The organism is Stenotrophomonas maltophilia group sp. Smal12, from assembly GCF_037079935.1.
GTDB lineage: Bacteria > Pseudomonadota > Gammaproteobacteria > Xanthomonadales > Xanthomonadaceae > Stenotrophomonas > Stenotrophomonas sepilia.
Map to the genome: position 1 here is coordinate 26,502 of NZ_JBAWUK010000020.1, position 19,620 is coordinate 46,121.

At 66.3% G+C, this 19,620-nt stretch carries 20 protein-coding genes; 10 read left to right on the forward strand and 10 right to left on the reverse strand.

Annotated elements, in window-relative coordinates:
• Positions 1 to 253: 253 nt before the first annotated feature.
• Positions 254 to 1,228, forward strand: a complete 975-nt coding sequence (locus tag WDC87_RS10760; protein WP_252745089.1) for an RluA family pseudouridine synthase — start codon at positions 254 to 256, stop codon at positions 1,226 to 1,228.
• 347 nt (positions 1,229 to 1,575) lie between these two features.
• On the opposite strand, the gene zupT is transcribed toward WDC87_RS10760, so the two are convergent.
• The 3 genes from zupT to WDC87_RS10775 form a co-directional block, all read right to left on the reverse strand.
• The gene (zupT, locus tag WDC87_RS10765) at positions 1,576 to 2,385 is read right to left on the reverse strand and encodes a zinc transporter ZupT (protein ID WP_252745090.1); all 810 of its coding nucleotides are present in this window, start codon (positions 2,383 to 2,385) and stop codon (positions 1,576 to 1,578) included.
• Positions 2,386 to 2,483: 98 nt separating this feature from the next.
• Entirely contained in the window at positions 2,484 to 2,900 is a 417-nt protein-coding gene (locus tag WDC87_RS10770; protein WP_005417613.1) for an energy transducer TonB, read from the reverse strand.
• The gene (locus WDC87_RS10775; protein ID WP_021203009.1) at positions 2,897 to 3,247 is read right to left on the reverse strand and encodes a 4a-hydroxytetrahydrobiopterin dehydratase; all 351 of its coding nucleotides are present in this window, start codon (positions 3,245 to 3,247) and stop codon (positions 2,897 to 2,899) included. Before WDC87_RS10775 ends, WDC87_RS10770 begins: the two co-directional genes overlap by 4 nt.
• A 90-nt stretch (positions 3,248 to 3,337) precedes the next feature.
• Here WDC87_RS10775 and WDC87_RS10780 point away from each other — a divergent pair, with 90 nt between their 5' ends.
• Together WDC87_RS10780 and WDC87_RS10785 are read left to right on the forward strand one after the other, a co-directional pair.
• A complete protein-coding gene (locus WDC87_RS10780; protein ID WP_049417239.1) occupies positions 3,338 to 3,937 on the forward strand; it encodes an NfuA family Fe-S biogenesis protein in 600 nt (199 codons plus the stop codon).
• Between the two features lie 10 nt (positions 3,938 to 3,947).
• A complete protein-coding gene (locus WDC87_RS10785) occupies positions 3,948 to 5,705 on the forward strand; it encodes a hypothetical protein (RefSeq protein WP_252745091.1) in 1,758 nt (585 codons plus the stop codon).
• A gap of 130 nt (positions 5,706 to 5,835) precedes the next feature.
• Here the strand turns inward: WDC87_RS10785 and WDC87_RS10790 are convergent, their stop codons facing one another.
• A complete protein-coding gene (locus WDC87_RS10790; protein ID WP_088496677.1) occupies positions 5,836 to 6,249 on the reverse strand; it encodes a barstar family protein in 414 nt (137 codons plus the stop codon).
• Entirely contained in the window at positions 6,249 to 6,701 is a 453-nt protein-coding gene (locus WDC87_RS10795; protein ID WP_061478000.1) for a ribonuclease domain-containing protein, read from the reverse strand. The genes WDC87_RS10790 and WDC87_RS10795 overlap by 1 nt, the downstream gene beginning before the upstream one ends.
• Before the next feature lie 218 nt (positions 6,702 to 6,919).
• Here WDC87_RS10795 and WDC87_RS10800 point away from each other — a divergent pair, with 218 nt between their 5' ends.
• Complete coding sequence (locus tag WDC87_RS10800) at positions 6,920 to 7,531, forward strand: superoxide dismutase (protein ID WP_005410310.1); 612 nt, start codon at positions 6,920 to 6,922, stop codon at positions 7,529 to 7,531.
• Between the two features lie 71 nt (positions 7,532 to 7,602).
• Here the strand turns inward: WDC87_RS10800 and WDC87_RS10805 are convergent, their stop codons facing one another.
• The gene (locus WDC87_RS10805; RefSeq protein WP_072168362.1) at positions 7,603 to 8,451 is read right to left on the reverse strand and encodes an endonuclease/exonuclease/phosphatase family protein; all 849 of its coding nucleotides are present in this window, start codon (positions 8,449 to 8,451) and stop codon (positions 7,603 to 7,605) included.
• Between the two features lie 162 nt (positions 8,452 to 8,613).
• Here WDC87_RS10805 and WDC87_RS10810 point away from each other — a divergent pair, with 162 nt between their 5' ends.
• On the forward strand, positions 8,614 to 10,179 hold the full coding sequence (locus tag WDC87_RS10810; RefSeq protein WP_061477998.1) for an oligopeptide:H+ symporter: 1,566 nt from the start codon (positions 8,614 to 8,616) through the stop codon (positions 10,177 to 10,179).
• A gap of 7 nt (positions 10,180 to 10,186) precedes the next feature.
• Positions 10,187 to 10,810: a rhomboid family intramembrane serine protease gene (locus WDC87_RS10815; protein WP_005417591.1), complete on the forward strand. Its 624-nt coding sequence runs from the start codon at positions 10,187 to 10,189 to the stop codon at positions 10,808 to 10,810.
• A 48-nt stretch (positions 10,811 to 10,858) separates the two neighbouring features.
• Here WDC87_RS10815 and WDC87_RS10820 read toward each other — a convergent pair whose 3' ends face one another.
• Positions 10,859 to 11,020 (reverse strand): hypothetical protein, encoded by a 162-nt coding sequence (locus WDC87_RS10820; RefSeq protein ID WP_162911592.1) that lies wholly within the window; start codon positions 11,018 to 11,020, stop codon positions 10,859 to 10,861.
• A gap of 208 nt (positions 11,021 to 11,228) precedes the next feature.
• Between WDC87_RS10820 and WDC87_RS10825 the strand changes: the two genes are divergently transcribed.
• From WDC87_RS10825 to cfa, 3 genes are read left to right on the forward strand one after another with little or no spacing between them, the layout of a single operon-like run.
• Positions 11,229 to 11,531 (forward strand): GNAT family N-acetyltransferase, encoded by a 303-nt coding sequence (locus tag WDC87_RS10825; RefSeq protein WP_252745092.1) that lies wholly within the window; start codon positions 11,229 to 11,231, stop codon positions 11,529 to 11,531.
• Between the two features lie 37 nt (positions 11,532 to 11,568).
• Complete coding sequence (locus tag WDC87_RS10830; protein ID WP_088496687.1) at positions 11,569 to 12,450, forward strand: DUF3298 and DUF4163 domain-containing protein; 882 nt, start codon at positions 11,569 to 11,571, stop codon at positions 12,448 to 12,450.
• A 19-nt stretch (positions 12,451 to 12,469) separates the two neighbouring features.
• Complete coding sequence (gene cfa / locus WDC87_RS10835) at positions 12,470 to 13,585, forward strand: cyclopropane fatty acyl phospholipid synthase (RefSeq protein WP_072168359.1); 1,116 nt, start codon at positions 12,470 to 12,472, stop codon at positions 13,583 to 13,585.
• A gap of 127 nt (positions 13,586 to 13,712) precedes the next feature.
• Here the strand turns inward: cfa and WDC87_RS10840 are convergent, their stop codons facing one another.
• On the reverse strand, positions 13,713 to 15,881 hold the full coding sequence (locus tag WDC87_RS10840; RefSeq protein ID WP_227836965.1) for a M3 family metallopeptidase: 2,169 nt from the start codon (positions 15,879 to 15,881) through the stop codon (positions 13,713 to 13,715).
• Between the two features lie 130 nt (positions 15,882 to 16,011).
• Here WDC87_RS10840 and WDC87_RS10845 point away from each other — a divergent pair, with 130 nt between their 5' ends.
• Positions 16,012 to 16,491, forward strand: a complete 480-nt coding sequence (locus WDC87_RS10845; RefSeq protein ID WP_252745093.1) for a glutathione peroxidase — start codon at positions 16,012 to 16,014, stop codon at positions 16,489 to 16,491.
• Positions 16,492 to 16,585: 94 nt separating this feature from the next.
• Here WDC87_RS10845 and WDC87_RS10850 read toward each other — a convergent pair whose 3' ends face one another.
• Together WDC87_RS10850 and WDC87_RS10855 are read right to left on the reverse strand one after the other, a co-directional pair.
• Positions 16,586 to 17,365, reverse strand: coding sequence for a ferredoxin--NADP reductase (locus tag WDC87_RS10850; RefSeq protein WP_005417572.1), 780 nt, complete (start codon positions 17,363 to 17,365; stop codon positions 16,586 to 16,588).
• A 79-nt stretch (positions 17,366 to 17,444) separates the two neighbouring features.
• On the reverse strand, positions 17,445 to 19,316 hold the full coding sequence (locus WDC87_RS10855) for an ABC transporter ATP-binding protein (protein WP_252745094.1): 1,872 nt from the start codon (positions 19,314 to 19,316) through the stop codon (positions 17,445 to 17,447).
• Positions 19,317 to 19,620 lie beyond the last annotated feature (304 nt).

Below are 19,620 nucleotides of genomic sequence, written 5' to 3' on the forward strand. Positions count from 1 at the left end.
GGTTTTGGGTGTTGCAGGGCCGCAGGCAGCTGTCAGCCAGGCTGGAGCGCCACGCGGGACATGTTCAGCACGGTTGCGTGTCAGGCATCCGGCGATGGCCGGGAAGGCCGGTGAGCCGCTAACATGGCCGCCCCGCGGGCGGTGGTCGCGCACTGTGCCGGATTCGTCGGAAGCTGGGCTTCTGGCCCTGAGTAACTTCCAACGAAATCAATCCCTTATCTCGCCCCCCGAGTGTAACAGAATAAACAGCCTGATGACCGCCCAAGACCCGACCAAACCCGCTGGCGACAAGCCTTCCGTGCGCATGATCACCGTTCCCGCCGACCGCGCCGGCCAGCGCGTGGACAACTTCCTGCTCGGCCAGCTGAAGGGAGCCCCGCGCAGCCTGGTGTACAAGCTGGTGCGCAGCGGGCAGGTTCGGGTGAACGGCGGCCGCGCCAAGGCCGAGCGCAAGCTGGAGGCGGGCGATGAGGTGCGTGTGCCGCCGGTCCGTCTCAGTGAGGAAGGAGACAAGGCCGGCCCGCCAGAGGCGTTCATGCGGCGCCTGGAGCAGGCCATCGTCTTCGAGGACGCCCGGCTGCTGGCCCTGAACAAGCCCTCCGGCGTGGCCAGCCATGGCGGCAGCGGCATCAGCTTCGGTGCCATCGAGACTCTGCGCGCGTTGCGCCCGGGACAGACACTGGAGCTGGTCCATCGGCTGGATCGCGACACCTCGGGCCTGCTGATCGTGGCCAAGAAGCGTTCGGCGCTGAGCGAACTGCAGGCGCTGTTGCGTGAAGACCACGGCGCCGGCATCCGCAAGCGCTACCTGACCCTGCTGGCCGGCCGCATGCCGGACGGCGTGATGACCGTCGACGCGCCGCTGCACGTGGGCCTGCGCCAGGGTGGCGAGCGCCATGTACAGGTCAATGCGATCGGCAAGGAATCGATCAGTCACTTCCGGGTGCTGGAGCGCCGCGGCGGCCAGTCGTACTGCGAGGTGCGCATCGAAACCGGCCGCACCCATCAGATCCGCGTGCATGCCCAGCATCTGGGCCATCCGGTGGCCGGTGACGACAAATACGGCGATCCTGCGGTCAACAAGCGGCTTCGTGAGCAGATCGGGCTGAAGCGCCTGTTCCTGCACGCGGCCTCGCTGGAGTTTGCACTGGACGACGGCAAGAGCCCGTATGTGCTGAACGCGCCGCTGGCGGATGAGCTGGTCGAGGCGCTGGACCGTCTGCGCTGACGGCGGTTCGGCGGCGCCGGGTGCTCGGTCGGCGCCGTCGCTTCCCTGCGGAGAGTGGGCTTGTCACTTTCTTTGCTCGTGCAAAGAAAGTAACCAAAGAAACACGCCGCCATCCGCGAGCCGGCGCCGCGCGCCGGTGCCCTGCGCTCCTCGGTCCGCCGAGGGACGGCGCGGAACTCGCTGCGCTCAGACACCCGCGCCTCTTCGCCCTCGCCGGACCTGCGGTGCTCGGCTCGCTACAAGGCGGACCCGGACATCCGCAGCGTAGGCCCATACCCGCCCGTGACCTCTCGATACTGTGGGACGTACCAGCCGCGAAGGGGCTCAGCCCGTCGGCCGCAAACCCCTCACCATTTGAACAGCACCAGGCTGATCGCCAGCGTGCCCATGCCCGCCACCAGCCCATAAACGGTCTCGTGGCCCTTCGCATAGCGCTTGGCGGCCGGCAGCAGCTCGTCCAGTGCCAGGAACACCATCACGCCGGCAATCAGCCCGAACAACCAGCCGAAGGTGGCGTGCGACAGCGACCCGGACAGCAACCAGTAGCCGAGCGCGGCGCCCACCGGCTCGGCCAGGCCCGACAGCAGGCTGGCGCTGAACGCATAGGCCTTGTTCTGGGTGGCGAAGTACACCGGCACCGCGATCGCGATGCCCTCGGGGATGTTGTGGATGGCAATCGCAAGGGCCAGTGGCATGCCCACCGACGGGCTTTCCAGCGTGGCGAAGAAGGTCGCCAGCCCTTCCGGGAAATTGTGCGCGGTGATCGCGACGGAAGTCAGCAGCGCCACCCGCTTCAGGTACTCGCGGCTGTTCTCGCGGAACGCGGGATCCTGCTTGTCCAGGCTGTCATGCGGGTTGGGAATGAAGTGGTCGATCATCACGATCACGATCACGCCCAGCAGGAACGCGAGGGTGCCGTAGGTGAAACCGGTGCGCTCGCCATGGGCCAGTGCGAACGAAGCAATGGACTTGTTGAGGATTTCCGACAGCGACACATAGACCATCGCGCCGCCGGCGAAGGCCAGGCCGAAGGCCAGCAGGCGCGGGTTGGGGCGGCGCGAGAACAGCACCAGCAGGCTGCCGATCGCAGTGGCGAGGCCGGCCGCGAGGGTGACCGCCAGCGCAATCCAGATGTTTTCGGCGGGAATCTGCAGCATCTACCGACGCAGTCCTGGTCAACAGACAACCGCCCCGGACAGGACCGGGGCGGCGAGGGCGAGGCGGGCGCCGGCTGGCCTCGTCGGGTTGCGTGCGATCAGCCGCCGCGGCGCAGGCGCTCTTCAATGGCGAAGCACTGGTCCGGCTTCGGCTGCGGCGGGTTGAAGCTGACCGGCACCTGGATGGTGGCCGGCACCGGCTGGCCATTGCGTGTCGCGGCCTTGAACTGCCAGCCCTGCACGGCGGTTTTGGCCAGTTCGTCCAGCTGCGGGTTGCCCGCGCCAGTCAGCAGGGCGACCTCGCTCGGCTTGCCGTCGGTGCCGATGGTCACCTTGAACGTACTGGTGCCGCCCACGCCCATGCAGGCCAGTTCAAGCGGGTACTGCGGCGGCGGCGTCTTCACTGCTGCGACTTCGGTCGGCGGTGGCGGCGGTGGTGCCGGCGGTTCGGACGAGCCGCAGCCGGCCAGGCCGGTCGCAGCGATCAGGGACAGGCTCAGCAAGCGTACGTTCATGGCAGTTGCTCCGTCAGGGCCGAAGTCTTTGCCGCGCAGATGAAGTCGTTCTCGCTCAGACCGCCCACGTCATGGGTGGAAAAGCGCACAACCGCGCGGTCGTAGTGCACGCCCAGGTCCGGGTGGTGGTCCTCGCGATGGGCAATCCAGGCCAGCGCGTTCACGAAGGCCATGGTGGCGTAGTAATCCTTGAAGCGGAAGGTGCGCGTCAGGGCCTGCCCGCCCTCGCTCAGCTCCCAGCCGGGAACCTGCGGCAGCAGTTCGGCCAGGCGGGCTTCGCCGAGCTTGTGGTCGCTGCCTTTGCGTGGCACGCAACGGGCCTGGGCCAGTGGAATCAGGTCGGCCATGGGAATCTCCACCTCGTGTTGACTGAACAATGCGCCGGACGGTGTATAAACCGAATGAGCGGCTGACGCTTACTTGGCTAGAATAGCCTGATGATCCAGATCTCCGACACTGCCCAGACCCATTTCCGCAAGCTGATCGAACGCGAGGGCGTGCCTGGCATGGGCGTGCGCCTGAGCGCGGTCGACCCCGGTACCCCGCGCGCCGACGCCCGGCTGGAATTCGCCGAACCCACCGACCTGCTGGGCGACGAGTGGGCGGTGGACTGCGATGGCTTCACCCTCTATGTCGATGCCGGCAGCGTTGGCTGGCTCGACGGCGCAGAGATCGACATCGTCGCCGGCACCGCCGGTGCCCAGCAGTTGACCATCAAGGCGCCGCGCATCAAGGGTGAAGCGCCCGGTGATGCGGCCTCGCTGGTCGAGCGCGTGCACTGGGTGGTGGAGAACGAAGTCAATCCGCAGCTGGCCTCGCATGGCGGCAAGGTGGCCGTGCAGGAAGTCTCGGCCGACGGCGTGGTGCTGCTGCGCTTCGGTGGTGGCTGCCAGGGCTGCGGCATGGCCGACGTGACGCTCAAGCAGGGCATCGAAAAGACCCTGATGGGCCGCGTGCCGGGCGTGACCGCCGTGCGCGACGCGACCGACCACGACAGCGGCCACGCGCCGTACATTCCGCGCGACAACGTCGCCTGATCGCTGACGCGTGCCTCTGACCCGGGCCGAGCAACTCATCGATCTGCTGCTGGCCCGCCAGCAGCCCCGCGCCGTCCTTGAGAAGACCACGCGCCTGCCTTATGGCTGGGCGTTGTGGCTGCGCTCGCTGGGGCCGCTGCCGCGGCCGTTGCATGCCGGCGAAGTAATTGCGGTGTTGCTGCCGCGTCCGCTGCCCGGCCGGCCAGGCCAATCGCCGCAGCTGTCGCTGTGGCAAGCGTTGCGCCGTCTGTTCTGGCAGGACTGGGACGCTGCGCCGCGCGACCAGCGCTGGATGCGCTGGACCTCGGCACTGATCAGCGCACTGCTGCACCTGCTGTTCTTCATGCTGCTGCTGTGGGTGGCGGTGATCCGCACCACTGCGCCAGACGAAGAGGGTGCCGAGGGTGAGCGCGTGCAGGTGGAGTTCGTCGGCCGCGCGACCCAGGAAGGCGGGGGCGATCAGCCAGGCGCCGAAGTCGCTGCGGCCGCTGCGGCAGGTCGGGTTGCGACGGGGCAGCAGACGGGTGCCGCCACAGCTCCTGCCCCGCACCCGGCGGCTGCCGAAGCCGCCGCATCTTCCCCTGCATCCGCGCCGACCGCCAGTGTTCCTCCGCCGCCTGCCGAAGCCGAGCCGGCGCCGGTTGCCGCGTCGCCGCCTTCACCGGTCCAGGCCACCGAGGTGGCGCAGGCCAGCACGGATTTCGTGGTGCCGCCGGTCAGCGTGCCTCGAACCGAAGTCAGCGTCGTACCGCGTGACAGCACGCCCGTTGTGCGCGAGCGCAGCGTGCAGCCGGTGCAGGCGCCGCCGACGCCAAGCCAGATGCGCAGCCCGGAACTGGCCGTGCGCACGCCGCAGGTGCGTGACATCCAGGTGCGCGAACGCGAAGTCAGCATCGTCGAAGCGCCCGTCGCACCCAAACCGCTGCGCAGCCCTGAAATGCAGGTGCGCGTGCCACAGCAGGACGTGCAGGTGCGTGAACGTGAAGTGCAGGCCGTAGCCGATCCGCAGGTGCGGATGGCGGCGGTGGCCGGGCGTGAGCCCGCCGTACGCGCGCCCACCGGCCGTGATGTACAGGTGCGGGAGCGTGAAGTGGCCCCGGCACCGGCGGCGGCACCGGCATCCTCCAGTGGCAGTGCCTCCGTGACGCCTGCGGCTGCGGCGCAAGGCAGCGCGGCGCAGACGAGCAGCAGCACGCGTCCGTCGGCCTCCAGCAGCACGGCAAACGCCGGAGCGCGCCCGGCGCCCAATCCAGGCAACTGGGCCACGCCTGCCAAGGGCGACGACTGGGGTTCATCCAGCCGTAACCGTAACGGTGCCAGCAGTGGCGCCCGCCAGGCCAGCACTGCCGGCAAGGGCAATGGCCTGTTCAATGCCGATGGCAGCGTGCGCGTGCCGGGCCAGGACGGCGATGGCCACGCCGAGCGCGGTGCGCCCGGTGGCGCCAACGACGGCTGGAGCAAGGAGCGCATCGCGCAATCGGGCACCTGGCTGAAGCGCCCGCCCTACGACTACACGCCGACCTCGTTCGACAAGTACTGGGTGCCGCAGGAATCGCTGCTGGCCGAATGGGTGCGCAAGGGCGTCAAGGCGATGGAGATTCCGTTGCCGGGCACCAACTCGAAGATCTCCTGCGTCATTTCGATCCTGCAGGCCGGCGGTGGCTGTGGCCTGACCAACCCCAACATGCAGGACCAGCCGGCCGTGGCACGGCCGCCGCCGGACATTCCGTTCAAGAAGGAACTGCAGGAAGACAACGGGAGCCGCTAGGACGGCGCATCCACGCATGGCGTGGATCTACTGTGCATCCAGCTGCGCCGGGTAGATCCACGCCATGCGTGGATGATCCATGGGGGCACGCCAATGCCGACCAAGGTCAGCCTCTATCAGGGCGTTGCCCTTACGCGCTCTGTGACAGGAACACCCAGAATGGCACATCGCGACCGACCCAATCGCGGCTGGCTTCATCCATCACGTCCAGCAGGGTGTCGAAGTCCTTCTGTGCGTTGGCACGCAGTGCATCCACGTCGGCCAGGAACAGCGCGTAGCCGTTGGCTGGCAGCCATTGCAGATCACGCAGGTTGTCCGACAGTGCATCCCAGTTGCCGCCGAAACCGGCCGGGAAATCCAGTTGCGCGGCGAGCCGGGCGAGCAGGGTGCGCTTGTCCGTCACGCCTTCCAGATCGATGCGGATCACCTTGAGGCTGGCATCGCGCATTGCTGCGGCCAGTGCGCCGATGTCATCGCTGTCGATGGCATAGACGCCGGCATTGTTGATGTCATGCAGGCCGAGGCCGAAATCATCGTGGCTCATCACTGCGCTCCCTGGGCCGGTACGGTGAAGCTGCGGAACGATTCGTAGTGGTCGTCGGTGTAGTACCACGCCTCCGGCGGATCGCCGCCGGTGACGATGCGGCGCGTGCCACGCGTGCGTGCACCGGGGGTGTCGACGGTGTACTCGCGGTAGTAGCCACGCGGACGTTGTGGCAGCTGCTGCTCGCGGTTGCCGAAGGTAGTGCCGTCCTGGCGGTGCGGGAATGGACCGCCTCGCTGGATCAGGGCAATGGTCTGGCGTGCTTCGGTGGGCAGGAACGCGGGCAGGCCGTTGTCCCGTCCGGGCGTTGCCGTGGCAGGGGCCCGTGCGGTCGGTGTTCCCTGCAGGTCCGGTGCGAACTGTGGCGCCGGCGGCCGCTGCAGGAAATGGTTGGCGACCAGGCCGAGCAGCAGCAGGGCGATGGCGGTGATCAGCAGCCGGGGGTTGCGCATGGGCAGGGGCGGGCGAGGGTGGTACATGCACTGTAGCGCCTGCGCGCTGCATGGCGCATGAGGAGGGTGCCGCGTCACTGCTGCGTAACAATTGCCGTCGTGCTCACTGGCAGGACGCAATTTCCTTTACATCCCCCTTGGTAATCTGCGGGTCTGTCCCCATCATTCACGCGCACCGCCCGACATCGTCGGGTGCCCTCGCAATCAGGAGATGCATCATGGCCTACACCCTGCCCAAGCTGTCCTACGCCTACGACGCGCTGGAGCCGCATATCGATGCGGCGACGATGGAAATCCATCACACCAAGCATCACCAGACCTACATCAACAACGTCAACGCGGCGCTGGAAGGCACCGAATACGCTGACCTGCCGGTCGAAGAGCTGGTGAAGAAGCTCAAGTCGTTGCCGGAGAACCTGCAGGGTCCGGTGCGCAACAACGGTGGTGGCCATGCCAACCACTCGCTGTTCTGGACCGTGATGGCCCCGAACGCAGGTGGCAACCCGGTGGGTGACGTGGCCAAGGCCATCGACAAGGACCTGGGCGGTTTCGACAAGTTCAAGGACGCCTTCACCAAGGCGGCGCTGACCCGTTTCGGCAGCGGCTGGGCGTGGCTGAGCGTGACCCCGGACAAGAAGGTGGTGGTCGAGAGCACCGGCAACCAGGACAGCCCGCTGATGGAAGGCAACACCCCCATCCTCGGCCTGGACGTGTGGGAACACGCGTACTACCTGAAGTACCAGAACCGCCGCCCGGAATACATCGGCGCGTTCTTCAACGTCATCGACTGGAATGAAGTCGAGCGCCGTTACCAGGAAGCGATCGCCTGATCGCGGTCACGGGATGAGTGGAAAGGCCGGGGGAGACCCCGGCCTTTTCTGTTGCAGGATCCCGGCACGACCTATTCCGCCGTGGCCGTAGCGTCCTGCAGGCGCAGGGTTGCCAACACGCCCAGGCGCAGTCCGGGCAGGTCGCCGTCGGCGGGCAGCAGGATCGGCTGCTGGCGGATGCCGCCGAAGTGCTTGACCTGGAACAGCACGTCCAAGCCGTGGCCACTGGCGCCGCCGCCACTGGCCGCAGGCGGCTCGGGGCGGCCGCCGGGATTGCGCCGTGCCGGCTGGAAGCCGGGCGTGCTCCGCACCAGCTCCACCGTGCTGGCCGAAAAGTCGCCCGCGATCAGGCTCGGCATGCCTTCGGCGGTGGCGCCGATCCAGGTCATCAGGTCGCTGGTCTGGTGTTGGCGGGCAGTGGCCTCGTCCGGGTCCGGGCGCAGCCGCGCCACATAGATGTTGACTAGCGCCTCGCCCAGCTTCAGCCGCATCATGCCGGCCGCACTGAAGGTGCCGGGAGGATGCAGCAGGGTCACGCCGTCCTCGCTCACCGGCAGCCGGGTCAGCATGGCGTTGCCATGGCGCAGTGGCTGGCTGGGTGGGTCGGCGGTGACGAAGTCGCAGCTGTAGCGCAGCCGGCTGGCCAGCCAGCAGGCCGGGTTGCGGCCTTGCTGCTGCAGCACCTGCTGCACCGAGATCACGTCCGGCTGCAGGTCGGTCAGCAGTTGTGCGACCTGCTCGCGGCGCTGCTTCCATTGCGCGTCATCGCGGCTGGGCAGCTCCAGCGCGGCTACCGTCAGCTGCCGAGGTTCGCTCTCACTGGCAACGGCGGCCGGCGCCTGTGGTCGTGCCTGCGCCTGCAATGCCAGCAACAGCGCAAGGCAGCTGAGCAGGAGGCGGGCGGGGGCGAGGGGGCGCATAACGATAAGTTTACGCTTTTGCCGTGCAGGTGCCGTGACTTCCGGCAGGGCCTGCACTGCCTGCCACGGATTGGCACCGTTGTCATGCAGCCCTGCAGCGTGCTTCGCAAGCCCCGGTTCCGGTAACCTTGCGCCTTTCGCTTTGCAGGAATGCCTTACAGGATGAGCCACGACGCAGTCGCCCCCATCGCCGGCCAAGGAAAGATGCCGCGCCAGATTCCGTACATCATCGGCAATGAGGCCTGCGAACGGTTCAGTTTCTACGGGATGCGCAACATCCTGGTGCAGTTCCTGATCACCTCGCTGCTGCTGCAGGAAATCACTGCGGAAGGCCGTGCCGGTGAAGCCAAGGACATCATGCACAGCTTCATGATCGGCGTGTATTTCTTCCCGCTGCTCGGTGGCTGGCTGGCCGACAGGTTCTTCGGCAAGTACCACACGATCCTCTGGTTCAGCCTGGTCTACTGCGCCGGCCACCTGTGCCTGGCGCTGTTCGAGAACAGCCGCGAGGGCTTCTTCCTCGGCCTGGGCCTGATCGCGCTGGGTGCCGGTGGCATCAAGCCGCTGGTGGCCTCGTTCATGGGCGACCAGTTCGACCAGAGCAACAAGCACCTGGCCAAGATCGTCTTCGACGCCTTCTACTGGATCATCAACTTCGGCTCGCTGTTCGCCTCGCTGCTGATCCCGCTGGCACTGAAGAACTGGGGGCCGCAGTGGGCGTTCGGTATCCCGGGCATCCTGATGTTCATTGCTACCTTCGTGTTCTGGCTGGGCCGCAAGCGCTACGTGCTGGTGCCGCTGCCGCCGAAGGATCCGCATTCGTTCGCCAACGTGGTGCGTACCGCGCTGACCACGCGCGTGGCCGGCCAGGGCCGTCCGGGCCTGGTGATCGCCGTGCTCGGCCTGGCGCTGGCGGCGGCCTCGTTCGGCCTGGTCGGCTCGCTGGGCATCGTGATCTGCCTGTGCCTGGCGCTGGTGGCCATCCTCGCCGGCATCGGTGGCGGTACCTGGTTGCAGCTGGACCGCGCCCGTGGCCAGCATCCGGCCGAAGCCGTGGAAGGCGTGCGCTCGGTGCTGCGCGTGCTGGTGATCTTCGCGCTGACCACGCCTTTCTTCTCGCTGTTCGACCAGAAGGCCTCGACCTGGGTCCTGCAGGGCCAGCAGATGCAGATGCCGAGCTGGTTCACCGCCTCGCAGATGCAGGCGCTGAACCCGCTGCTGGTGATGATCCTGATTCCGTTCAACAACCTGGTGCTGTACCCGGCCCTGCGCCGCTTCGGCTTTGAGCCGACCGCGCTGCGCCGCATGACCGCCGGCATCGCCTTCAGCGGCCTGGCCTGGATCGTGGTCGGCGGCATCCAGGTGGTGATGGACGGCGGCAACGCCATGTCGATCTTCTGGCAGATGCTGCCGTATGCGCTGCTGACCTTCGGTGAGGTGCTGGTCTCGGCCACCGGCCTGGAGTTCGCCTACAGCCAGGCGCCACAGGCGATGAAGGGTGTGGTGATGAGCTTCTGGAACCTGACCACCACCATCGGCAACCTGTGGGTGCTGCTGTCGAACGCTGCCGTGCGCAACGATGCCGTGACCCACAGGATTGCCAGTACGGGCCTGAGCGAAGCGGCGTTCCTGATGTTCTTCTTCGCCGGTTTCGCCTTCGTCGCGGCGTTGGCCTTCGGTTGGTACGCGAAACGCTATCGTATGGTCGACAACTACCGTAGCGCCTGAGCCTGACATGACCCCCGTCAATCTGCTGTTGATCGCCATCACCGCCATCCTGTCGTGGATGGCGTTCAACAACCGCAAGCTGGCCGATCGCCTGATCCTGTGGCCGCCGGCCGTCGACCGCCATCGCCAGTACGACCGGCTGGTGACCTATGGCTTCATCCACGCCGACTGGTCGCACCTGATCTTCAACATGATCACCCTGTTCTTCTTCGGGGGATTCATCGAGAGCGTGATGGTGCAGCTGACCGGCAGCTACCTGACCTACCCGGCGTTCTACATCGGCGCGCTGCTGGTCTCGATCCTGCCCAGCTACTTGAAGAACCAGAAGAACCCGAACTACCTCAGCCTCGGGGCATCCGGTGCGGTGTCGGCGGTGCTGTTCGCCTTCATCCTGATCAAGCCGTGGTCGATCATCCTGGTGTTCTTCATCCCGGCACCGGCGATCATCTATGCCGCGTTCTACGTCGGCTACAGCATCTGGATGGACAAGCGCGGCGGCGACCGCATCAACCACAGCGCGCACCTGGCAGGTGCGGCGTTCGGCGTGATCTTCATGCTGGCCATGCAGCCGAGCATCTTCAACCACTTCCTGCGCGAACTCTCCAACCCGACCTTCCGCCTGGGCGGCTGAAGCGTGCCGGGGTCGGATCCTGTGGATCCGGCCCCGGCGTATCCGGTTTCAGGCCTGGGTCGTGTGGCCGTAGGTATCCAGCAGGCGGGCGAATACTTCCTCGCCGATGCGCTGGAAATCCTGATCCTCGGTCTGCCCTTCCACCGCCAGTTGCAGCAGGCCCTCCAGCAGGGCGCGGTCGGTATCGGAATGGGAATCGCTGGCGTGCATGGGAGCCTCCACGGTGGTGCGCATGATCAACGGTCGCAAGGGTCGTGCCAGCCTGGCCGTACCCCGCCATAGGCGATAGCGGCCGGCGACCCTCCAACTTGAGGGCGAAAACTGACGTGAATGGACTGGACTTGCCCCTGTTCAGGCTTCACGCGATCATGGCGCCCGGCTGCGCACCATCCACGCAGTCGCCGCAGGAGACAGTTCCATGGCTTCGGTCACGCCCCCCGGTCTGGCCTACGAGGTCGAACACGACCTGGCCAACCACCGCTTCACCGCCCGTGTGCGAGGACAGCTGGCGGTGCTGGACTACCAGATCAAGCGCAAGCGCATGGTGATCACCCACACCGAGGTGCCCGAGCCGATCGCCGGCCGTGGCATCGCCGGTGAGCTGACCCGCGTGGCACTGCGTTTCGCCCGCGAGCAGAAGTACAAGGTGGTGCCGGCATGTTCCTACGCCGAGGCCTTCCTGCAGCAGCACGAGGAGTACCACGACCTGCTCGTTGGCTGAGTGCCAGCGGGCCACGCTTCAGCCATGGCAGGCGATGATGTACAAACATGAACAGGGGATCCCGATGAAGATTGGAAACAACCGGCCACTGCACGTCAGCGTGCTGGCCGGCGTGGTGGGCGTGCTGTTGCTGGCCGGTTGCCAGCGTGAAAGCGAGCCGACGCCGGTGACCGACGCGGCGCCCGCCGCCGAAGCCACCGCCGCCGGCGAGACGCCAGCCACGGAAGCGCCGCTGGACCTGCGCGACGTGATCGAGAACAACGAGCGCGAAGTGGTGGGCATCAGCTACCCGGCCGGTATCGACCGTTACCCAGGTCTGGCCCGCGCCCTGCAGAGCTACGCGACGAGTGCACGCAGTGACCTGCAGCAGGCGCTGGACGGGCTGGGCAACGACAAGCCGACCATGCCCTACGAGCTGTCGCTGAGCTTCGAGAAGCTGCTGGAGACCCCGCAGCTGGTGGTGGTCAGTGCTGATGGCAGCCGCTATACCGGTGGCGCCCATGGCGAACCGCTGGTGGCGCGCTTCGTATGGCTGCCGCAGCAGCAGCAGATGCTCAGTGCCGACAAGCTGGTGGCCGATGCCAAGGGCTGGAAGGTGATCAGTGAGTTCGTCGCCGACCAGCTGCGCGAACGCGTGGCCACGCGGCTCAGCGGCGAGGACATGGACCCGGCCCAACTGCAGGAATCGCTGCGCAACGCATCGCGCATGATCGCCGACGGTACTGGCCCGCAGGCCGACAATTTCAGCCAGTTCCAGCCACTGACCGACGACAAGGGGCAGATCACCGCGCTGCGCTTTGTTTTCCCTCCGTACCAGGTGGGTCCATACTCGGACGGCACCCAGACCGCCGATGTACCGGCGGCGGTGCTGTTGCCGCACGTGGCCAAGGACTACGTGGAGCTGTTCGCACGCGGTTGACCGCAGTCGAGGAGGTGACGTGGATACAGGGTTGCAGGAGCGGGTCGCCGGCCTGCTCCACGAAGCCGGGGTCCGCATCGGCGGTACCCAGCCACAGGACATCCAGGTGCATGACCCGCGCTTCTTCGCGCGGGTCATGGGCCAAGGCTCGCTCGGCCTGGGCGAGAGCTACATGGAAGGGTGGTGGGATGCGAACGTCCTGGATGAATTCCTCGCCCACCTGATGCAGGCGCACCTGGATGAACGGGTGCACGGCTGGCGCGAAGTGGCCGATGCGCTGAAGGCGCGCCTGTTCAACCTGCAGGCGGGGCAGGGCAGCTACGAGGTCGGGCGCCGTCATTACGACCTGGGCAACGATCTCTACCAGGCCATGCTCGGCCAGCGCCTGGTCTACAGCTGCGGCTATTGGCGCAACGCCGATGATCTCGACGCCGCACAGGAAGCCAAGCTCGACCTGGTCTGCCGAAAGCTGGGCCTGCGCCCGGGCCAGCGCGTGCTGGACATTGGCTGCGGTTGGGGCGAAGCGCTGAAGTTCGCCGCTGAGCGCTACGGTGTGAGTGGCGTCGGCGTGACGATTTCGCAGGAGCAGGCCGAGTTCGCGCGGAACCTGTGCGCGGGCCTGCCGATCGAGATTCGATTGCAGGACTACCGCGAGCTGGACGAACCGTTCGATGCGATTTTCTCGATCGGCATGTTCGAGCACGTCGGTGACAAGAACTACGCGGGCTTTTTCGAGGTGGCCAAGCGTTGCCTGTCGCCGCGCGGCCTGCTGCTGTTGCACACCATCGGCACCAACATCTCCCGGCATCGCACCGATCCGTGGATCGCGCGCTACATCTTTCCCAACTCAATGCTGCCGTCGGCGGCGCAGATCACCCGGGCGTTCGAAGGCCGTTTCGTGCTGGAAGACTGGCACAACTTCGGCACCGACTACGACCTGACCCTGCAGGCATGGCGGCGCAACGTGGAAGCAGCGTGGCCGCGGCTGGATGCGCACTACGACGAGCACTTCCGGCGAATGTGGCGCTTCTACCTGGCCGGGTCGATGGCCACCTTCCGCTGCCGGCATGCGCAGCTGTGGCAGCTGGTGCTGTCGCCGGAAGGCGTGCCGGGCGGGTACGTGGCGCCGCGATGAAGCCAGCGCGGGGTCGGAGACCCCGGGGTCAGATCCCTTTTCACAGAAAAGGGCTCTGACCCCAACCACAACAAAAAAACCGCCCGGTCTCCCGGGCGGTTTTCGTTTCACGCTAGCGCGCAGGCGATCAGTTGCCGGCGCCGGTCAGGCCACGCTTTTCCAGCAGCGGTTCGATCTGCGGCTCGTGGCCGGCGAAATCGCGGAACAGCTGCATCGCGTCGACGCTGCCGCCCTTGGACAGCAGGGTGGCACGGAAGTGGTCGCCGTTCTTGCGGCTCAGGCCGCCATTGTCCTTGAACCACTTCTGGGTGTTGGCATCAAGCACTTCCGACCAGATGTAGGCGTAGTAGCCGGCCGAATAGCCGCCCATGATGTGACTGAAGTACGGGGTCCTGTAACGCGGCGGAACCGGAGCGTAGTAGATGCCGTCCTTCTCCAGTGCGGCGCGCTCGAAGGCCATCACGTCCTTGGCTGCCGGCACCTGGTCCGGGCCGATCTGGTGCCAGCGCTGATCCAGCATGGCCGCACCCAGGTACTCGGTGGTGGCGAAGCCCTGATTGAACTTGGCCGCCGCCAGCACCTTGTCCAGCAGCGCCTGCGGCATCGCCGAACCGTTCTGGTAGTGCTTGGCGTAGTTCTTCAGGATGACCGGGTTGTCAGCCCACATCTCGTTGACCTGAGAGGGGAACTCGACGAAGTCACGCGGCACCGAGGTGCCCGAGAAGTACGGGTACTTCACGTTGGAGAACATGCCGTGCAGGGCGTGGCCGAACTCGTGGAAGGTGGTGTTCACCTCATCCCAGGTCAGCAGGGTCGGCTGGCCGGCCGGCGGCTTCGGGATGTTCAGGTGGTTGGCGACCACCGGCTTGAAGCCGGTCAGCTTGGACTGCGAGACGTAGGAGTTCATCCACGCACCACCGCGCTTGGAGGCGCGTGCATACGGGTCGAAGATGAAGATCGCCAGCTGGCTGCCGTCGGCATCGAACACGTCGTAGACGGTGACGTCTTCGTGATAGACCGGCAGGTCGGTGCGCTGCTTGAAGGTCAGGCCGAATTCCAGGTTGGCGGCATGGAACACGCCGTTCTCCAGCACGTTCTTCATTTCGAAGTACGGCTTCAGCTGCGACTCGTCGAAGTTGTACTTGGCCTGGCGCACCTTCTCGCTGTAGAAGGCCCAGTCCCACGGTTCCAGCTTGAACGTCGGCTTGCCGGCCGCCTTCTGTTCCTGGTCGATCATCGCCTGCAGGTCGGCAGCTTCGCGCTTGGCGTTCGCCACGGCGGCCGGAGCCAGCTTGCCCAGCATCGCGTTGACCGCTTCGGGGGTCTTCGCGGTCTGGTTGGTCAGGTTGTAGGCCGCGAAGTTCGGGAAGCCCATCAGCTTGGCCTTGTCGGCACGCAGCTGCATGATGCGCGAGACCAGCGCGGTGTTGTCGAACTCACCGCCACGGCTGCCACGGCTGACCGACGCTTCGTAGATCTTCTGGCGCAGGGCGCGGTTGGCCAGGTTGGTCAGCGGCGGCTGGCCGGTGGTGTTGAGCAGGGTGATCACGTACTTGCCGTCCTGGCCGCGGGCCTTGGCAGCTTCGGCGGCGGCGGCGATCTGCTCCTTGGACAGGCCGTCCAGCTCCTTGACGTCGTCGACGGTGATCGCCGAAGCGTTCACTTCCGACTGCACGTTCTGGCTGAACTTGGTACCCAGGTTGGCCAGCTCGGCGTTCATCTCCTTCAGCTTGGCCTTGTCGGCTTCGGACAGCTTGGCACCGGCGCGCACGTAGTTGTCGTAGTACTTCTCGACCAGGCGTACGCCTTCGGCGTCCAGGCCCAGCTGGCCGCGGGTGTCGTACAGCGCCTGGATGCGGGCGAACAGCTTGCCGTTCAGCGCGATCGCATCGCTGTGCGCGGCGAACTTCGCCGAGTAGTCGGCCTGCAGCTTCTTGCGGGTGTCATTGGTATCGGCACCGACCAGGCTGAAGAACACGGTGGTCGCGCGGTCGAGGATGTCACCGCTCTTTTCCAGGGCGATGATGGTGTTGTCGAAGGTCGGCTTGGCCTTGTTGTTGGCGATCGCTTCCACTTCCTTCAGCTGCTGCGCCATGCCGGCGTCGAAGGCCGGGGCGAAGTCGCTGTCCTTGATCCTGTCGAACTGCGGATAATGCAGGGGCAGCGGGCTTTCGGCGAAGAACGGATTGGCCTGCTGGGCATGGGTGCTGGCAGCCGGGGTGGCGGCGCCGGCCGAGAAGGCGGGCAGGGCAAGGCCGAGGGACATGGCCACGGCAAGGGCAAGGCGGGTGGTCAAGGCAGGAACTCCGGTAAGGCAAACAAGGGCCCGAGGGTAACCCGGCCGGCGGCGCCCGCACTTGTGTCAAAAGGCATGTTGCCGGCTCCGGGCGCGGGTACCATGCATTCACCGCCCTCGGCCCGCCACCATGACCACCGCCTACGATTTCAGCTTCCGTGACCTCGACGGCCATCCACAGGCGCTGGCCCGTTATCAGGGCCACCCGTTGCTGCTGGTGAACGTCGCCAGCCGCTGTGGGTTCACCCCGCAGTACACCGGGCTGGAACAGCTGTGGCAGGACTACCGCGAACGCGGCCTGGTGGTGATCGGCTTCCCGTGCAACCAGTTCGGCGCGCAGGAGCCGGGGGACGCGGCGCAGATCCGGCAGTTCTGTTCGCTGGACTATCCGGTCAGCTTTCCGCTTTCAGAGAAGATCGAGGTCAACGGCGAGGGCGCTGATCCGTTGTGGGCCTGGATGACGCACGAAAAGCGTGGCCTGCTCGGCAGTGCCCGCATCAAGTGGAATTTCAGCAAGTTCCTGGTCGATCGCCAGGGGCAGGTGGTGTCGCGGCATGCGCCCACCACCCGGCCGGAGCAGTTGCGCAGCGCGATCGAAGCGCTGCTGTAGAGCCGAGCCCACGCTCGGCTGCTTTTCCGGCTGACTTCGAGGGCGCGCGCCGCGCGCAAGCCGAGCGCGGGCTCGGCTCTACAGATGCGACGGGTTATTTCTCGACGAACGCGCGTTCGAACACGTAGTGGCCCGGTTGGCCGATGCGCGGCGAAACCTGGAAACCCCGGGCATCGAGCACGGTGCGAAGATCGGCCAGCATCTGCGGGCTGCCGCAGATCATCGCGCGGTCGTTTTCCGGGCTCAGTTCCGGCAGGCCGAGGGTGCGCTGCATCTCGCCGCTCTCCATCAGCTGGGTCAGGCGGCCCTGGTTGGCGAACGGCTCGCGGGTGACGGCCGGGTAGTACAGCAGCTTGTCGCCGATCATCTCGCCGAGGAACTCGTGCTCACGCAGTTCCCTCTCGAAGTAATCGCGGTAGGCCAGGTCCTTTTCGTAGCGCACGCCGTGGCACAGGATCACCTTCTCGAAGCGCTCGTAGGTTTCCGGGTCCTTGATGACCGACAGCCACGGCGCCAGGCCGGTGCCGGTGCCCAGCAGGTACAGGTTCCTGCCGGGATGCAGGTCGCTGATCAGCAGGGTGCCGGTGGGCTTCTTGCCGACCAGTACCTTGTCGCCCGGCTTGATGTGCTGCAGGCGCGAGGTCAGCGGGCCGTCCTGCACCTTGATGCTGAAGAACTCCAGTTGTTCTTCCCAGTTGGCACTGGCAATGGAATAGGCGCGCAGCAGCGGTCGCGCCTCGGTTTCCAGGCCGATCATCACGAACTGGCCGTTCTCGAAGCGGAAACCGCTGTCGCGGGTGGTGGTGAAGCTGAAGTAGGCATCGGTCCAGTGACGGACCTCAAGCACCGTTTCGGCGCCGAAAGCGGAGGACATGGGCGTATCTATCGAAAGTCGTCGGGGTGATTCTATCTCAAATGAGACAAGTTCTCATTGGGCGGAACGAGAGGCGTTCTCAGCGGTAACCCGCCGCCTGCAGCTCGAACAGCTCGGCATAACGGCCGCCCTGCGCCATCAGCTGCGCATGGGTGCCGCTGGCCTCGATCCGGCCATCGGCCAGCACCAGGATGCGGTCGGCCATGCGTACCGAGGAAAAACGGTGGGAAATCAGTACTGCGGTGCGATTATCCGCCAGTTCCCTGAACCGCTGGAACACCTCGAACTCACTGCGGGCATCCAGCGCTGCCGTTGGCTCATCCAGGATCATCACCTGCGCATTGCGCATCCATGCGCGGGCAATGGCGATCTTCTGCCATTGGCCACCGGATAGGTCCACGCCCTGCTTGAAGCGGCGGCCGATCTGCTGGTCGTAGCCGCCGGGCAGGTCGTCGATGACTTCCTCGGCCATGCCGCGTCGCGCCGCGTCAGCGATGCGTGCCTGGTCGTCCATCGCCTCGACCTGGCCGACGCCGATGTTCTCGCCGGCGCTGAGGTTGTAGCGCACGAAGTCCTGGAAGATCACCCCGAGGTTGGCGCGCAGGTCATCCAGGTCGTAATCGCGCAGGTCGCGGCCGTCGAGCAGGATGCGGCCTTCGTCCGGTTCGTACAGCCGCGCCAGCAGCTTCACCAGGGTGGTCTTGCCGGCGCCGTTCTCGCCGACCAGGGCCAGCACTTCGCCGGCGTGCAGCTGGAAATCCAGATGGCGCACCGCCCACTGTTCGGCATCGGGGTAGCGGAAGCCGACGTTCTCGAATACGAAGCCCTGGCGGATCGGTTGCGGCACGCGCACGGCCCCATCGCGCGAGTGGATTTCCGGCTGGATCTGGAAGAAAGAGAACAGGTCATCCAGGTACAGCGCCTGGCTGGCCACCTGCGAGAAGCCGATCAGCAGGCCTTCCAGCAGCTGGCGCAGGCGCAGGAAGCTGCCGGCGAGGAAGGTCAGGTCGCCGATCGAGAAGTCCCCGCGCACCGTGCGCCATGCGATGTAGGCGTAGGCGGTGTAATACCCCAGCGTGCCCAGCGCAGCCAGCAGCGTGCCCCAGAACGCGCGGCGCCGTGCCAGGGCGCGGTTGGCCTGGAACAATGCCACCGACAGGCGCCGGTAGCGCTCCACCAGGAAGCGGTGCAGGTTGTAGATCTTCACTTCCTTGGCCGTTTCCACGCTGGCGCCCAGCTGGCGCAGGTAGTCGAGCTGGCGGCGCTCGGGCGTCCACTGGAAGTTGAGGCTGTAGCCGGCCGCGTTGAAGTGCGATTCGCCGATGAAGGCCGGCACCAGTGCCAGCGCCAGCAGCAGGATCAGCCACGGCGCGTAGACCAGCAGGCCGACGGCGAGGCTGGCCACGGTGATCGCGTCCTGCACCTGGCCGAACAGCTGGCTCATCAGGTTCATCCGGCCCATGGTCTGGCGCCGCGCACGGTCCAGCTTGTCCTGCAGGTCCGGGTCTTCGAAATCCTCCAGGTCCAGCGTCGCGGCGTGTTCCATCAGGCGGATGCTGGTGGCGTTGGCGAACAGTTCGGAAAGCAGAGCGTCGGCGTAGCTGACCAGCCGGCCGAGCAGGTCCGAGGCGATGGCCAGGCCGAATTCCAGTGCCAGCAGGCCCAGCAGTGGATTGAGCAGGCCGCTGGACAGCGCCTCGCCCAGCGGCGGGTAGCGGGCATCGTGCTGGCTCAGGTGCAGGGCGCTGTCGATGATCAACTTGCCGACGTACAGCATCGCCACCGGCAGCAGGGCACGGATCAGGCGCAGCCCCAGGCTGGCCAGGGTCAGCGCCGGACTGGTCTTCCAGACCATGCGCAGGAAAGGGGGCAGATTGCGCATCGCCCTGAAGCGCTGGCGCAGGCTGGGTTTCTTCGCGGCGGCAGCGCCAGCGGTGGGGGAAGCAGGCATGCGCGTATTGTGCGCGCCTGATACGTGCAGATGGGGTCAGTGCAGCCGTGTGGCCGGCACCGGGGTCAGATCCCTTTGCCACACAAACGGTTCTGACCCTCCCGTATCCATGCACGGCGTGGATCGACCGTGTCGACCACGGTCGACACCTACCAGCAGCTCCAGTGAACTATCGAAGGCGGGGTGGGTGAGGTCGCAGCGGCGTGAGCCGCATGGATGCGGCGACCGAGCTTACCTGGACGTACTTGCAGCGTCCCCTGCGACCTGATCCACCCCGCCAACCCACAGTAGCGCCGGCTTTTGA

Excerpts from the sequence above, each read along its gene's own strand:
- WDC87_RS10815 (WP_005417591.1), top strand. The coding sequence starts at position 10,187 with ATGACCCCCGTCAATCTGCTGTTGATCGCCATCACCGCCATCCTGTCG.
- WDC87_RS10845 (WP_252745093.1), top strand. The coding sequence starts at position 16,012 with ATGACCACCGCCTACGATTTCAGCTTCCGTGACCTCGACGGCCATCCA.
- WDC87_RS10770 (WP_005417613.1), bottom strand. The coding sequence starts at position 2,900 with ATGAACGTACGCTTGCTGAGCCTGTCCCTGATCGCTGCGACCGGCCTG.
- WDC87_RS10850 (WP_005417572.1), bottom strand. The coding sequence starts at position 17,365 with ATGTCCTCCGCTTTCGGCGCCGAAACGGTGCTTGAGGTCCGTCACTGG.
- WDC87_RS10805 (WP_072168362.1), bottom strand. The coding sequence starts at position 8,451 with ATGCGCCCCCTCGCCCCCGCCCGCCTCCTGCTCAGCTGCCTTGCGCTG.
- WDC87_RS10810 (WP_061477998.1), top strand. The coding sequence starts at position 8,614 with ATGAGCCACGACGCAGTCGCCCCCATCGCCGGCCAAGGAAAGATGCCG.
- WDC87_RS10855 (WP_252745094.1), bottom strand. The coding sequence starts at position 19,316 with ATGCCTGCTTCCCCCACCGCTGGCGCTGCCGCCGCGAAGAAACCCAGC.
- WDC87_RS10775 (WP_021203009.1), bottom strand. The coding sequence starts at position 3,247 with ATGGCCGACCTGATTCCACTGGCCCAGGCCCGTTGCGTGCCACGCAAA.
- WDC87_RS10780 (WP_049417239.1), top strand. The coding sequence starts at position 3,338 with ATGATCCAGATCTCCGACACTGCCCAGACCCATTTCCGCAAGCTGATC.
- WDC87_RS10830 (WP_088496687.1), top strand. The coding sequence starts at position 11,569 with ATGTACAAACATGAACAGGGGATCCCGATGAAGATTGGAAACAACCGG.
- WDC87_RS10825 (WP_252745092.1), top strand. The coding sequence starts at position 11,229 with ATGGCTTCGGTCACGCCCCCCGGTCTGGCCTACGAGGTCGAACACGAC.
- WDC87_RS10790 (WP_088496677.1), bottom strand. The coding sequence starts at position 6,249 with ATGAGCCACGATGATTTCGGCCTCGGCCTGCATGACATCAACAATGCC.
- zupT (WP_252745090.1), bottom strand. The coding sequence starts at position 2,385 with ATGCTGCAGATTCCCGCCGAAAACATCTGGATTGCGCTGGCGGTCACC.
- WDC87_RS10820 (WP_162911592.1), bottom strand. The coding sequence starts at position 11,020 with ATGCACGCCAGCGATTCCCATTCCGATACCGACCGCGCCCTGCTGGAG.
- WDC87_RS10800 (WP_005410310.1), top strand. The coding sequence starts at position 6,920 with ATGGCCTACACCCTGCCCAAGCTGTCCTACGCCTACGACGCGCTGGAG.
- WDC87_RS10795 (WP_061478000.1), bottom strand. The coding sequence starts at position 6,701 with ATGCGCAACCCCCGGCTGCTGATCACCGCCATCGCCCTGCTGCTGCTC.
- WDC87_RS10760 (WP_252745089.1), top strand. The coding sequence starts at position 254 with ATGACCGCCCAAGACCCGACCAAACCCGCTGGCGACAAGCCTTCCGTG.